Source organism: Caulobacter sp. HJHS_5 (assembly GCF_056683955.1).
In genome coordinates, this window is the sequence record NZ_JBWZNC010000006.1 from 81,094 (window position 1) to 94,719 (window position 13,626).

Sequence of the window (13,626 nt, forward strand, 5' to 3'; positions counted from 1 at the left end):
CATGCGGATTCTGGTGGTCGAGGACGACGCCGACATCGCACGTCAGTTGAAGACGGCCCTCGCCGACGCCGGCTATGCGGTGGACCACGCCCCGGACGGCGAGGAAGCCCAGTTCCTCGGCGACACCGAGCCCTACGACGCCATCGTGCTCGACCTCGGCCTGCCGAAGATCGACGGGGTGTCGGTGCTGGAGCGCTGGCGGCGGGACGGGATCACCACCCCGGTGCTGATTCTCACCGCCCGTGACGCCTGGAGCCAGAAGGTGGCCGGGTTCGACGCCGGGGCCGACGACTACCTGACCAAGCCGTTCCACACCGAGGAACTGCTGGCCCGCCTGCGCGCCCTGCTGCGCCGCTCGGCCGGGCACGCCTCGCCGAATCTGACCTGCGGCGGCCTGCGCCTCGATCCGCGCGCGGCCCGCGCCAGCGTCAACGGCGAACCCCTGCGTCTCACCTCGCTGGAATATCGCCTGCTGCACTATCTGATGATGCATCAGGCCCGGGTGATCAGCCGCACCGAACTGGTCGAGCACCTCTACGACCAGGACTTCGACCGCGACTCCAACACCGTCGAGGTGTTCATCGGCCGGCTGCGCAAGAAGATCGGACCCGACCGCATCGAAACGGCGCGCGGCCTCGGCTACCGCATCGTGCCGCTGGAAGGCGAGACGGCCGAGCCGTGAGCAAGGCTGGGCGGCGCCGTCCGTCACTGACCCTTCGGCTGGTGCTGCTGGCCGGGGTCTGGAGCCTTGCGGTGCTGCTCGTCGCGGGCGTCGCCCTGACCCTCAATTTCAGCCGGGCGGCCGAGGCGCGGTTCGATCGTGCGCTCGCCGAGCAGATCGACAACCTTTCCGCCGGGGTCGGCGTCGATGTCGACGGGACGATCATCGCCCCGTCCCTGGCCGACACCCGCACCCTGCGCGGCTTTTCCGGCAAGTACTGGTCGATCGCCGAGCCGACCGGCCAGGGGCGGCTGCGCGAGATCGTCCGCTCGGTCTCGCTGGTCGACGCCGCGCCCCTGCCGCCGCCGCCGGGCGGGGTGCGGGTGCTGGCCGAGCATCCTGGAGTGACGCAGTTCTACTCCGCCGAGGGGCCGGACAATCAGCGCCTGCGGGTCGGGGCGCTGCAGGTGCGTCTGCCGCGCCGGGTGGATCCAGTCGTGCTGCTGGCCGCCGAGGACAGCGGCCCGCTGAGCGTGGACACCGGCCGTTTCGCCATCGTCACCACGGTCACCCTCGTCGCCCTCGGCGCCGGCCTGATGTTGGCGGTGCTGCTGCAGGTGCGCGTTGGTCTGCAGCCGCTGTTCGCCCTGCGGCGGGAGGTCGCGGCCGTGCGTCGCGGCAAGGCGGAGCGCCTGGAGGGCGACTACCCCGTGGAGCTGGCCCCGCTGGCCGGCGAGCTGAACGCCCTGGTCGCCCACAACCAGGAGGTGGTCGAGCGTCAGCGCACCCACGTCGGCAATCTGGCCCATGCCCTGAAGACGCCGCTCTCGGTGATGCTGACCGAGGCTGGCCAGCAACCCGGCAAGCTGTCGGACGTGGTCACGCGCCAGGCCGAGGTGATGCGCGGGCAGGTCGACCACCATCTGCGCCGGGCCCGCGCCGCCGCTCGCGCCCAGTCGCTGGGCGAGCGCACGGAGGTGGGTCCGGTGCTCGACGAGCTGGCCCGGACGCTGGAAAAAATCTTTCGGAACAAGGGGGTCGTCATCGACTGGCGTGCGCCGGAAGACCTCTATTTCCAAGGTGAGAAGCAGGACCTGCTCGAGATCGTCGGCAACGTCATGGAGAACGCCGGCAAGTGGTGCAAAGGCCGCATCCGCGTGGTGGCCACGCCGGTCTCCGAGGAACGGCTGGGCATCGTGGTCGAGGACGACGGCCCGGGGATCAGCCCCGATCAGCGCGGCGAGATGCTGCGGCGGGGCGCCCGGCTGGACGAGAACGCGCCCGGTTCGGGCCTGGGCCTCTCCATCGTCGACGATCTGGCGCGAGCCTACGGTGGGTCTGTCAGCCTGGGCGAAGCCGGCCTGGGAGGGCTCTCCGTCAACTTGGAGTTGCCTCGGGTAAGCGATTGAAAAGGCCCGGTTAAGGGAAGTCTTAACCTCGTCGGCGCAAGGGTCCGGCGACCGATCGATCAATCTCGGCGAAACGAGCTGCGCATAATGCTTTCGCCCCCGAAGCTTCAGGCGGTCCGCACCCTGGTGGAAAGCGTTCCTGACGCGACGATCGTCGGCCTCACCCAGGCGCTCGCTAATTCGCCGCCGGGCGGGGTGCTCGGGCCCGTCCGCGAGATGGTGGAGATCGAGGCCGGGGAGCGCTCCGTCCGAAACACCGCGCTCGCTCCCGTGGTCGGCCTTTGTCGCGGCGGTCGGCGCGTCGGCCGCCTGATCTATCCGTCTCGCGTCATCAGTCGGCTCTGGTCCGGCCTGAAGGCGCGCTCGCCCGACCTGGTCGCCCAGGCCAGGAGCTTCGGCCACGACTTCGAGGAAGAGGAAAACCCGGCCGCACGGGCTCTGGTCTTCAACGCCCTGTGCGCCGCGGCCGGGGACGGGCTGCGCGCCCGCGACCTGCCGGATTTCGCCGCCGCCGCCGAAATCTGCGACTCGGCCGTGAAATCGGGAGCCGATTCGATGGCCGCGTGCCTGGATCTGGCGCCCGTCGTGCGCAGCGCGCTGCCGCACCTGCACGATTGGATGCGGCGGATGGATGACGACGCCGCCACCATGACCCGCCTCGCCTTCCGCGACGCCGTCAAGCTGTCGAGCGACGCCGGCCCGAGGTTCATCGAGATGCTGGGATCGCGCCTCGAAGCGCCTTGGCAGACGATGCGGCTGCTCTCAACCGTCATGGACCACCCCAACGAGACCTTTCTCGCCTCGTCGGAAATGGCCGGCTTCGCCCTGGACGTGCTGGCGGACATCGACGGCCAACTCGCGACGATCAAGGCGCTCGACCTGAAACGGTCGGACCCGGCGGCCGCCCGCGCGGCCGGCCGCGCGGCGTGCGAGGCCGGCCTGGCCATCGCGGACTTTAAGATCTGCGTCCGGGTGGGCCGCGAGGGGCCGTTGGGCGCGCGCCTCCTCCAGCAGAAGGCCCGGCTGGCCGAACTGGTCGAGGCCAAGTTGGAGGCGATCGACGGCCTGGTCGCCGCCGCCCTGCCGTTGGAAGCTATCCGGTTCGCCGGCCGCATGACCAAGCTCGCGCCGCGCCTGACCTCCGACCCCGACACGTCGGCGGTGCGGCCGGCGGAGGTCGCCCTGATCTTCGCCGAAAGCGTCCGCGCCGCGGCCGAAACGGCGGGATTCGGCGCGAAGCGCGCCAAGGCGCTGGAGACCGTCAACACCCGGCTGGCCAACTACACCGACGACCTGCTGGCCCACCTCCGCGCCGAGGAGGCGGGGAATCTCGACCGCGCGCGGATGTATCTCGACGTCGCCGCCAACCTGCTGGCCCTGTCCAGCGACCAGAAGGCGGCCCAGATCGTTCGTAGGCGGGCGGTAGCCTGAAGTTACGCGCCGATGGACCGTCTGCGCCGCGTGTCGGCCTTTTATTCATGGGACTGCGTCGCGCCTGAAATTCATCTGACACGATTGCGCCACGGAGACGCCGCAAGAAACGCTTGCGGACACTCTATCGCTCACGAGGCGTTGCGCTTCTTCACGGGGCGCTTAGGTTTCCCAGACCAAACAAGTCCGGCCGAGCCGGCGAAGGAACGAAACGAACATGGCTGCAAGGAAGACGGGTTTTCTGGTGGGCGCGGTGGCGGGCGTCGGGGTCGCCGCCTCCGCCCTCGCGGGCGTGGGTCTGCGCATGACCCCCGCGGCCGCCCAGGACACGCAAGCCGGCCTGATCCGCGCCTCCGCGGTGACCCCGATCTTCGCGCCCCCGCCGGGCGCGCCGATGTCGTTCGCCGACATCTTTGAAAAGGTTTCGCCGGCGGTGGTCTCGATCGACGTGACCTCGCGCGCCCAGGCCCAGGCCAACAATCCGCTGCGCGGCATTCCCGGCTTCGAGAACTTCCCGTTCGGCGGGCAGGGCGGCCAGGGCGGCCAAGGCAATCAGGGCGGTGATGACGACGACAGCGGCCCCGGCGACGCGCCGCGCGGCCCGCGTCAGCAGTCGAGCGGCTCGGGCTTCTTCGTCTCCGAAGACGGCTTCATCGTCACCAACAACCATGTAGTCGAGAACGCCGAGGAAATCTCGATCACCCTGAAGGACGGCAAGGAATACAAGGCCACCGTCGTCGGCCGCGACGAGGGCACCGACCTGGCGGTCATCAAGGTGGAGGACCCGAAGGCCCGCTCGGTGAAGTTCCCGTACGTGTCGTTCGAGAATTCCTCGAAGCCGCGCGTCGGCGATTGGGTGATCACCATCGGCAACCCATTCGGCCTGGGCGGCACGGCGACGGCCGGCATCATCTCGGCCTATGGCCGCGACATCGGCGACACCTCCTTCGTCGACTACATCCAGATCGACGCCCCCATCAACCGGGGCAACTCGGGCGGCCCGAGCTTCGACATCTACGGCCGCGTGATCGGCGTGAACTCGGCGATCTTCTCCCCGTCGGGCGGCTCGGTCGGCATCGGCTTCGCCATCCCGGCCGAAACCGCCGAATCGATCACCAAACAGCTGATGAACGGCGGCAAGATCACCCGCGGCTACATCGGCGCGACCATCCAGCCGTTCACCGAGGAAATGGCTGAGACCCAGGGCCTGTCGAACACCGAAGGCGCCATCGTCGCCGACCTGGTGGCCGGCGGTCCGGCGGAAGGCGGCGGCCTGCGGCGCGGCGACGTCGTGACCCAGGTCAACGGCGTGGCCATCAAGAACAGCTCCGAGCTGACCCGCGAAGTCGCCAAGTCGCGTCCGGGCGAGACCATCCGCCTCGACGTCCTCCGCGACGGCCGCCGTCAGACGGTCAACATCCGTTCGGGCGTGCGCCCGTCGGAGAGCGAGCTGGCGGCCAACGACAACAGCGGCTCGCCCCGCTCCGGCGCCACGCCGCGTCCGGGCGCTCCGGCGACGCAGCAGGTGCTGGGCCTGCAGGTGACCGGCATCGACGCCGCCGCCCGCACCCGCTACAGCCTGGGTCCGAACGTCAACGGCGTGGTGGTCGACAGCGTCCGCCAGGGCTCCGACGCGGCCGACAAGGGCCTGCGTCGCGGCGACGTGATCACGACCATCAACCAGCGCCCGGTCACGACCGCGGCGGAGATGAGCGCGGTGATCGACGCGGCGAAGAAGTCGGGCCGCACCAGCGTGCTCGCCGGCTTCCTGCGCGGCCAACGCTCGGGCTTCTTGCCGCTCAAGATCGAATAGCCGAGACTGGCGCTCGGACTTCAAATCGGCCGGGACCGAGTCGTCGGTTCCGGCCGTTTCATTTTTGGGGCGATCGCATGCGCATCCTCGTCATCGAAGACGATATCGAGGCCGCTGAGGCCATGACGCGCGGCCTGCGGGAAGCCGGCTTCGAGACGGTGCACGCCGCCGACGGCGCCCTGGGCCTCGCCGCCGCCCGCGACGGCGACTTCGACGTGCTGATCGTCGATCGGATGATGCCGAAGATGAACGGCGTCGAGGTGGTCGAGACCGTGCGCCGCGAGGGCGACAACACGCCGGTGCTGTTTCTTTCGGCTCTCGGCGAAATCGAGGACCGGGTCACGGGGCTCAAGGCCGGCGGCGACGACTATCTGGTCAAGCCCTACGCCTTCGCCGAACTGATCGCCCGGGTCGAGGCCCTGTCGCGTCGCCGCGAGACCGGCGCGGTGGCCACCACCCTGAAGGTCGGCGACCTGGAGATGAACCTGATCAACCGCTCGGTGCATCGCCAGGGCAAGGAGATCGACCTGCAGCCGCGCGAATTCCAGCTGCTGGAGTTCATGATGCGCCATGCCGGCCAGTCGGTGACCCGCACCATGCTGCTGGAGAAGGTCTGGGAATATCACTTCGATCCGCAGACCAACGTCATCGACGTGCACGTCTCGCGCTTGCGCTCCAAGATCGACAAGGGCTTCGACCGTCCGATGCTGCAGACGGTGCGCGGGGCGGGCTACCGCCTCGATCCGTAGGGCGTAAGGTCGGGCCATGCGCCTGCCGCGGCTTTTCCGCACCACGCCGTTCCGGCTGACCCTGTTGTTCCTGGCCCTGTTCGCAGGGGCCGCGGCCCTGTTCCTCGGCTACAGCTACATCGCCACCGCCGGCGAGGTGGCGCGCCGCGCCGACGCCGACATCACCCGCGAGATGGGATCGCTGCAGGCCGCCTATCGCCTCGGCGGCGTCAACGGTCTCAACCAGACCCTGATCGAACGGGCGGCGGGCGAGCGGCCGTTCCTCTATCTGCTCATGACTCCGGACGGGACGCGCATTTCCGGTTCTCTGGAAACCTCGCCGGTCGAGGAGCGCTCGGACAACGACACGTGGGCGAGCTTCTCGGTCACCGAGACCGACCCGGACGGCGCCCCGATCAAGCGGCCCGCGCGGGGGCTGCAACGCAAACTCTCCGGCGGCGAGCTGCTGTTCGTCGGGGCCGATGTCGGCGAGTCCGAAAGCTTCGTGGCCAGCATCGTGCGGGCGCTGTGGGGCGCGGCGGCCCTGGTCGTGGTTCTCGGCCTGGCCGGCGGGGTGCTGGTCAGCCGCAACGTCAGCCGATCGATGCAGGAGCTGGTCGACGTGGTCACCGCCGTGCGCGGCGGCGACCTGCACGCCCGGGTCAAGCTGCGGGGGACCAAGGACGAGTACGACGAGTTCGCCGCCGGGCTGAACGACATGCTCGACCAGTTGCAGCGGTCGATGGGCGGCCTGCGGCACGCCGGCGACGCCATCGCCCACGACCTGCGAACGCCGCTTGCCCGCCTGCGGGCGCGGATGGAGGTGGCGCTGATCGACGTCGAGGCCGGCAAGGGCGATCCGCGCCGGGCGCTGGAGACGGCGCTGGACGACGCCGACGGCGTGCTGCGCACCTTCAACGCCGTGCTGGCCATCGCCCGCCTGCAGTCGGCGGGGCGCGCGCCCGACCAGAGCGAGTTCGATCCCGGCGAACTGGCGGCGGACATCTCCGAGCTCTACGAGCCGCTGTGCGAGGACAAGGGGCTGGAGTTCAAGGCCGAGGTGACGCCGGGCCTGCCGCTGCGGGCCAATCGCGAATTCATCGCCCAGGCCGTGGCCAACCTCATCGACAACGCCTGCAAATATACGCCTTCCGGCGGCGCGGTGATGCTGCGTGTGCGCCGTCGCTCCTCGGGCGACATCGAGTTCTCGGTGACCGACACCGGGCCGGGCGTGCCGGACGAGGACCGCGCCCGCGTGGTGCAGCGCTTCGTGCGCCTGGAGAACAGCCGCAGTGAGCCGGGCGCGGGCCTGGGTCTGTCGCTGGTCTCCGCCGTGGCCGAGGCGCACGGCGGCCGGCTGGAACTGTCGGAAGGGCCGGGCAAGGTCGGTGAAATGGGGCCGGGCCTGCGGGCGGCCCTGGTGTTGCCTTCAGCGCCGGGGGCGTGATGTCGAAACTGGGTGCGCGTCTTCAGCCCTGCGGGCCAATAGTCGATCCCGTGGCCGCCGAGCGGGCGCGCGAGGCGATCCTCGGCAAGCTGGACGGGGAGGGGGCCGCGGCGGTCGAGGCCGCCTGGCCGGCGCTGGCCCCGGTGTTCGCCGCCTCGCCCTACCTGACGGGGCTCGCCCGCCGTCGGCCCGCGCGGCTGCACGCCATCCTGGCCGGCGACCCCGAGGCGATGCTGGACGAGGTGCTGGCCGCGACGCGCGCCGCTCCTCAGGATCCCGCGCCGTTGGACGTCCTGCGGCGGCTGAAGGCCGACCTGCATCTGCTCACCGCCCTCTGCGACCTTGGCGGGGTCTGGCAGCTCGACGCCGTCACCGGCGCCCTGACCCGGTTCGCTGACGCCTCGGTTCAGGCCGCCCTCATGCTGGCGGCCCGCGACGAGCTCGACCGGGGCGCGCTGACGGCGGTGGGGGAGGGGCCCGAGGGCCCGCTGCCCGGCTTCTTCTGCATCGCCATGGGCAAGCACGGCGCCTTCGAGCTGAACTACTCGTCGGATATCGATGTCTCGCTGTTCTACGAGCCGTCGGCCCTGCCGCTGGCCGAGGGCGTGGAGCATCAGGCCGTCGCCCGGCGCATCGCCCAGAGCCTGATCCGCAGCCTGCAGGACCGCACGGGGGAAGGCTATGTCTTCCGCGTCGACCTGCGCCTGCGCCCCGATCCCTCCTCGACGCCCCCGGCCATGCCGGTCGACGCCGCCCTCGAGTATTACGAAAGCGTCGGCCAGAACTGGGAACGCGCGGCCCACATCAAGGCCCGCCCGGTCGCCGGCGACATCGCCCGCGCCGAAGACTTCCTCAAGGATCTCCAGCCGTTCATCTGGCGGCGGAATCTCGACTTCGCCGCCATCGCCGACATCCATTCGATCAAGCGCCAGATCCATACGCACAAGGTCGACGAGCGGCTCGACCCGGCGGGCGCCGATCTCAAGCTCGGACGCGGCGGCATTCGCGAGATCGAATTCTTCGTCCAGACCCAGCAATTGATCCTCGGCGGCCGCCACCCGGAGCTGCGCAGCCCGCGCACGCTCGATGCGCTCGCCGCCCTGGTGCAGGACGGCCACGTCGCCCCGCCGGTGGCCGTCGACCTCGCCGCCGCCTACGCCGCCCTGCGCGCCTGGGAGCATCGGGTTCAGATGATCGCCGACGAGCAGACCCACAAGCTGCCCGAGGCGCCGACCGCCCGCACGGCCATCGCCGCCCTGGCCGGCTTCAAGGCCCTGGCAGCCTTCGACGCCACGGTCGGCAAGACGCTGAAGACGGTCAATGGCCACTACGGCGTGCTGTTCGCCGGCGAGGAGGAGCTGTCCTCCCGCTTCGGCAGCCTGGTGTTCACCGGCGTCGACGACGACCCCGAGACCCTGGCGACGCTCAAACGCATGGGCTTCTCCGAGCCCGAACGGGTCTCGAAGACCATTCGCGGCTGGCACCACGGCCATATCGCCGCCACCCGCACGGCGCGCGGCCGCGAGCTGTTCACCCGCCTCGCGCCCCGCCTGCTCGACGCCGCTAACGCGGTCGGCGCGCCCGATGTCGCCTTCCGCCGCTTCGGCGACTTCTTCGGCGGCCTGTCCAGCGGCGTGCAGATCCAGTCGCTGTTCCTCGCCCAGCCGCGCCTGCTGGAGCTGCTGGTGCAGGTATTGGCCTATGCGCCGCGCCTGGCGACCACCCTGGCCCGCAAGGCCTCCGCGCTCGACGCCCTGCTCGATCCCGCCTTCTTCGACCCCGTCTCGGTCGAGGCGCAGGAGGCGGCCGGCTGGAAGGATGTCGGTTTCGAGGTGGCGATGGACCTGGCGCGCCGCTTCCACCGCGAGCAGCAGTTCCGCATCGGGGTGCAGGTGATGGGCGGCCAGGCTTCGGCGGCGGACGCCGGCCGCGCCTTCGCCGACCTGGCCGACGTGATCATCGGCGGTCTTGCGCCCGCGGCCCTCGCCGAGGTGGTCCGCATGGGCGGCGACTTCCCGGGCCAAGTCGCGGTGGTCGCTCTGGGCAAGTGCGGCTCGCGCGAGATGACCGCGCGGTCGGACCTCGATCTGATGACCCTCTACCGGGCCGACGACCCGGCGGCGATGTCGGAGATCAAGGGCTGGGCGGCCGAGACGGTCTATGGCCGCTTCACCCAGCGCATGGTCTCGGCCCTGTCGGCGCCGACGGCCGAGGGGGGACTGTATGAGGTCGACCTGCAACTGCGCCCCTCCGGCACCCAGGGGCCGGTGGCGGTCAGCTTCAAGGCGTTCGGCCACTATTACGCCGGGGGCGAGGCGGAGACCTGGGAGTTCCTGGCCATGACCCGCGCCCGCGTGGTCTGGGCGACCAGCCCGGCGTTCGCGGCCGAGGCGACGGCGGCGATCGAGGAGGCGCTGCGGCAGACGCGGGACCCCAGGACGATCGTCAAGGACGTGCGCGAGATGCGGGCGCTGATGGAGCGCGAGCGACCGCCGTCGGGGCCGTGGGACCTGAAGCTGTCGCCCGGCGGCCTGGTCGATATCGAGTTCGCCGCCCAGTACCTGCAGCTCGCCCACGCCGCCGACGGCGGACCGCTGAAGCCCAACACCGCCGAGGCCCTGGCCGAGTTGCGCGCCCGCGCTCTGGCGGACGATGCGGCCCTGGCCGACCTGCAGGCCGCCTGGACCCTGCAGCAGAACCTCACCCAGCTGCTCAAGGTGGCGCTGGAGGACAACGCCGATCCCGAGGACGAACCCACCGCCTTCCAGGCCCTGCTGGCCCGCGCGGGCGGGGAGAAGGACTTCAAGGCGCTGAAGAAACGGTTGGCGGCGACGCGGGCGGCGGCGCGAAAGGCCTATCTGGCCCTCGTGAAATAATTATACCCGGGCATATTGCCTCTCAGATTTTGCCCGGGTAATAAGCGCGCCTCATCCAGGGAGGCCGCCGTGCTCACGTCTTTCATCACTGAGGCCCAGCGGCCCGCCGTCGAGGCCGCTCTGCGCGAGGTGTTCGGCGCGAGGGCGATCGAACGGGTCGAGCCGCTGACCAGCGGCTTCTCCGGCGCGCGGGTGCTGCGCGTCTCAGCGGGGGAGCGGTCAGCCGTGCTGCGGGTGGAAACGGCCCGCGACGTCCTGCGCGATCCGGCGCGGCAGTACGCCTGCATGGCCATCGCGGCCGAGGCGGGGATCGCCCCGCCGCTGCGCTTCGCGGACGCCGAGGCCGGGGTCGCGGTGATCGACTTCATCGCCGCGCGGCCGGTCGGCGAATATCCCGGCGGCGCCCAGGCGGCCGCGCTGGAACTCGCGGGGCTGACGAGGCGCCTGCGCGCGACGCCGCGCTTCGCCGAACTGGTCGACCAGTTCGACGGTGTGGACGGCCTGCTGCAGGGCGTGATGACGACCGGCGTCGTCGCGCCCGAGGCGGTGGCGCCGCATAGGGCGGCCTGGGAGGCCTTGAAGGCAGCCTATCCGCGTACGCCGCCGGCGTTGCGCGTCTCCAGCCACAACGATTTGAATCCGAACAACATACTCTATGACGGGCGACGTCTGTGGCTGGTCGATTGGGAGGTGGCGTTCGCCAACGACCCACTGGTCGATCCGGCGTCCATCGCCTTCTGGTACGGCGTGCCAGCGGAAGGGGAGGCGGCGCTGCTGAGGGCGGCGTTCGGCGACGGCGTCGATGAACGCCTGCGCGCCCGCTTCTTCCTGATGCGGCTGGTCAGCCAGCTGTTCAACGGCGTGCTGATGCTCATGCTCGTCGCCCAGACCCGCCCGCCGGGCGAGGCGGCGATCTCCGACATGAGCGCCGCGCCGTTCGCGCAGGTGCGGGCCGGCCTGGCGACGCGTGCGCTCGACCTTGGCTCGACGGCGGGGCGACTGCTGTTCGCCAAGGCGGCGCTGAACGGCGTGCGGGACGCCGTGGAAAGCGCGGCTTTCGAAGCGGCGGCTCGGGCGCTGGAGGCCTAGCCCTCGTCCTCCTGAGGCTCGCCCGCCTGGCGGTCGGCGGCGAAGCCCTGGGCCTCGATGAACACGCGGCTGACGTCCGGATGGGCGGCCTTGATGTCGCGTTCGATGGCGCTGACCGCCTCTTCCACCTCGCGGGCGGAGAGGTTGTCGTCGAAGTCGAGGCTCATCACCACCAGCACGTCCCTGGGGCCGAAGTGCATGGTCAGGGCCTGGTTGAGGCCGGAGACGCCGGGCTGGGCCCGCGCGATGCGGTTGATGCCGATGCGCGTCTCGTGGCTGGCCGCCTCTCCGGTCAGCAGCGACAGGCTCTCGCCGGCCAGGAAGACGGCGGTGATCGCCAGGATCACCCCGATCAGCACCGAGGCGACGCCGTCGATCACCGGCATGTCCAGGCTCTCGCTGAGGAAGACGCCGAGCAGGGCCGTCACCAGGCCGGCGAGCGCGGCGGTGTCCTCGAACAGCACGGTGAACACCGTCGGGTCCTTGCTGGACCGCACCGAGCTCAGCCAGGGCCGCCCGGCCCGTTCGGTGTTGAAGGCGCGCAGGGCGAAGAGCCAGACGGCCCCCTCAAACAGGACGCCGAGCCCCAGCACCAGGTAGTTCACCCAGGCGTTCTCGACGCTGACCGGATGCCGGATCTTCTCGATGCCGTGCAGGATGGAGATCACCGCCCCGACCCCGAAGATCATCAGGGCGACGACGAAGGTGTAGAAGTAGAGTTGCAGGCCGTAGCCGAACGGGTGGCGCGCTGTCGGCTCGCGCGCCGAGCGCCGCAGGCCGATCAGCAGCAACAGCTGATTCCCGGTGTCGACCACCGAGTGAATCGCCTCGCTGAGCATGGCCGCGCTGCCGGTGAAGGCCGCCGCCGCGAACTTGGTGACCGCGATCGCCGCATTGCCGGCCAGGGCGGCGAAGATCACCGATTTCGACGTATGGGCGGCCATTCGCACTCCAACGCGGCAGGGACGGGCAGGGTCCCTGGAGGCGCCCGGAGCCACGGGAAGTGGCGCCGCAACCACATGTCGGTCAATTCGCTTTTCGAGAGGCCGGGAGCCTTTCCGGAAGGGCGGCGTGAGCCCATATCCGTCGTTGTAAGCTCATGGACATTCTGTTTCCCGCCATCGCCGATTTTATCGCCCGCCATCACGAGGCGGCGGGCGTCGTGCTGGGTGTCGTCACCCTGCTCGAGGCCGTCGTGCTGCTCGGCGCCTTCATTCCGGCGACGGCGCTGATGGTCATGGCCGGCGGCCTGATCGCGGCCGGGGTTCTGGACGGCTGGACGGTGCTGGCCTTCTGCGTGGCTGGCGCCTTCATCGGCGATGCGATCTCCTATCTCCTCGGCCGCAAGTTGGGCCCGCGCGCCCTGCGCCACTCGGCGCTGGCGCGTCACCGCCGGGCGATCGCGCGCACGCGCCTGTTCATGCGCCGGCATGGCCCTGTGGCGATCTTCTTCGGCCGCTTCTTCGGCCCGGTGCGGGCCTTTGTGCCGCTGGTCGCCGGCATCCTGCAGATGAGCCGCACGCGCTTCCAGATCGCCAATGTGGTCTCGGCCGCCCTCTGGGTGCCGATTATGCTGGCGCCCGGCTATTTCGCCGCCAAGGGCCTGGCCCAGCTCGAAACCCTCGGCGAGGCCGACGGCCTGACCATCGCCATGATCGTCGCCGCCGTTCTGGTGGTCGGCGGCGTCGTCGCCTGGCGGGTGATCGCCGTGCGCATGCGCAACCGCGCCGCCGCCGCGGCGCTCTGCCCCGCCGAATAAGCCGCGCTCAGCGCGACGCCTCGTCGATCGGGTCAGGCCGTCCGATATCCCTGAGTCGCGTACTCCCCCGATGGTCACTCGGCGACGCTGAGCGTCATGGTCATGCCCGGGTGATAGCGACAGTAGACGACGATGCGGCCGGGCCGGCCGAGGGTGACGCGCGCCTTGGTGCCCGGCGGCAGCGTCACGTCGAAGCCGCCGCCGCGATCGGTCGCTGTGTGTTCGAAGATGTCCCGGTTTTCCCAGACGACGGTCTGGCCGACCCGCAGCTCGGACGGCGCCGGGCCGAAGGCCATCTTGTCGATGACGACGACAGCCGGCGTGTTGGCCGAGGCGGCGAAAGAAGCGGCGCCGCCGGCGATGAGGATCGCGCCGGCGATGGCGGGAGCGATGGCGGCGAGGCGACGGCGCAT

Annotated in this window: 11 protein-coding genes; 9 read left to right on the top strand and 2 right to left on the bottom strand. The window is 70.4% G+C overall.

Annotation, left to right across the window (positions count from 1 at the left end; genetic code table 11):
* The first annotated feature begins 1 nt into the window (after nucleotide 1).
* The 8 genes from ACFLIT_RS12670 to ACFLIT_RS12705 all read left to right on the top strand — a co-directional run bounded on the left by ACFLIT_RS12670 (nucleotide 2) and on the right by ACFLIT_RS12705 (nucleotide 11,454).
* Nucleotides 2-682, top strand: a complete 681-nt coding sequence (locus tag ACFLIT_RS12670; protein ID WP_479911608.1) for a response regulator transcription factor — start codon at nucleotides 2-4, stop codon at nucleotides 680-682.
* A complete protein-coding gene (locus tag ACFLIT_RS12675; RefSeq protein ID WP_479911609.1) occupies nucleotides 679-2,070 on the top strand; it encodes a sensor histidine kinase in 1,392 nt (463 codons plus the stop codon). Before ACFLIT_RS12670 ends, ACFLIT_RS12675 begins: the two co-directional genes overlap by 4 nt.
* Nucleotides 2,071-2,157: 87 nt before the next feature.
* A complete protein-coding gene (locus tag ACFLIT_RS12680; RefSeq protein WP_479911610.1) occupies nucleotides 2,158-3,501 on the top strand; it encodes a hypothetical protein in 1,344 nt (447 codons plus the stop codon).
* Nucleotides 3,502-3,718: 217 nt separating this feature from the next.
* Entirely contained in the window at nucleotides 3,719-5,314 is a 1,596-nt protein-coding gene (locus ACFLIT_RS12685) for a Do family serine endopeptidase (RefSeq protein WP_479911611.1), read from the top strand.
* Nucleotides 5,315-5,391: 77 nt separating this feature from the next.
* Nucleotides 5,392-6,063 carry a winged helix-turn-helix domain-containing protein gene (locus tag ACFLIT_RS12690; RefSeq protein WP_479911612.1) on the top strand — a complete coding sequence of 224 codons (672 nt, stop codon included), beginning with the start codon at nucleotides 5,392-5,394 and terminating at the stop codon, nucleotides 6,061-6,063.
* Between the two features lie 16 nt (nucleotides 6,064-6,079).
* On the top strand, nucleotides 6,080-7,489 hold the full coding sequence (locus ACFLIT_RS12695) for a sensor histidine kinase (protein WP_479911613.1): 1,410 nt from the start codon (nucleotides 6,080-6,082) through the stop codon (nucleotides 7,487-7,489).
* On the top strand, nucleotides 7,489-10,365 hold the full coding sequence (locus ACFLIT_RS12700) for a bifunctional [glutamine synthetase] adenylyltransferase/[glutamine synthetase]-adenylyl-L-tyrosine phosphorylase (RefSeq protein ID WP_479911614.1): 2,877 nt from the start codon (nucleotides 7,489-7,491) through the stop codon (nucleotides 10,363-10,365). Before ACFLIT_RS12695 ends, ACFLIT_RS12700 begins: the two co-directional genes overlap by 1 nt.
* Nucleotides 10,366-10,434: 69 nt before the next feature.
* Nucleotides 10,435-11,454, top strand: coding sequence for a phosphotransferase (locus ACFLIT_RS12705; RefSeq protein ID WP_479911615.1), 1,020 nt, complete (start codon nucleotides 10,435-10,437; stop codon nucleotides 11,452-11,454).
* Here ACFLIT_RS12705 and ACFLIT_RS12710 read toward each other — a convergent pair.
* Nucleotides 11,451-12,398: a cation diffusion facilitator family transporter gene (locus ACFLIT_RS12710; protein WP_479911616.1), complete on the bottom strand. Its 948-nt coding sequence runs from the start codon at nucleotides 12,396-12,398 to the stop codon at nucleotides 11,451-11,453. The two genes, ACFLIT_RS12705 and ACFLIT_RS12710, sit on opposite strands and share 4 nt — an antisense overlap.
* Before the next feature lie 155 nt (nucleotides 12,399-12,553).
* Here ACFLIT_RS12710 and ACFLIT_RS12715 point away from each other — a divergent pair, with 155 nt between their 5' ends.
* A complete protein-coding gene (locus ACFLIT_RS12715; protein ID WP_479911617.1) occupies nucleotides 12,554-13,213 on the top strand; it encodes a DedA family protein in 660 nt (219 codons plus the stop codon).
* Between the two features lie 74 nt (nucleotides 13,214-13,287).
* On the opposite strand, the gene ACFLIT_RS12720 is transcribed toward ACFLIT_RS12715, so the two are convergent.
* Nucleotides 13,288-13,626: a cupredoxin domain-containing protein gene (locus ACFLIT_RS12720; protein WP_479911618.1), complete on the bottom strand. Its 339-nt coding sequence runs from the start codon at nucleotides 13,624-13,626 to the stop codon at nucleotides 13,288-13,290.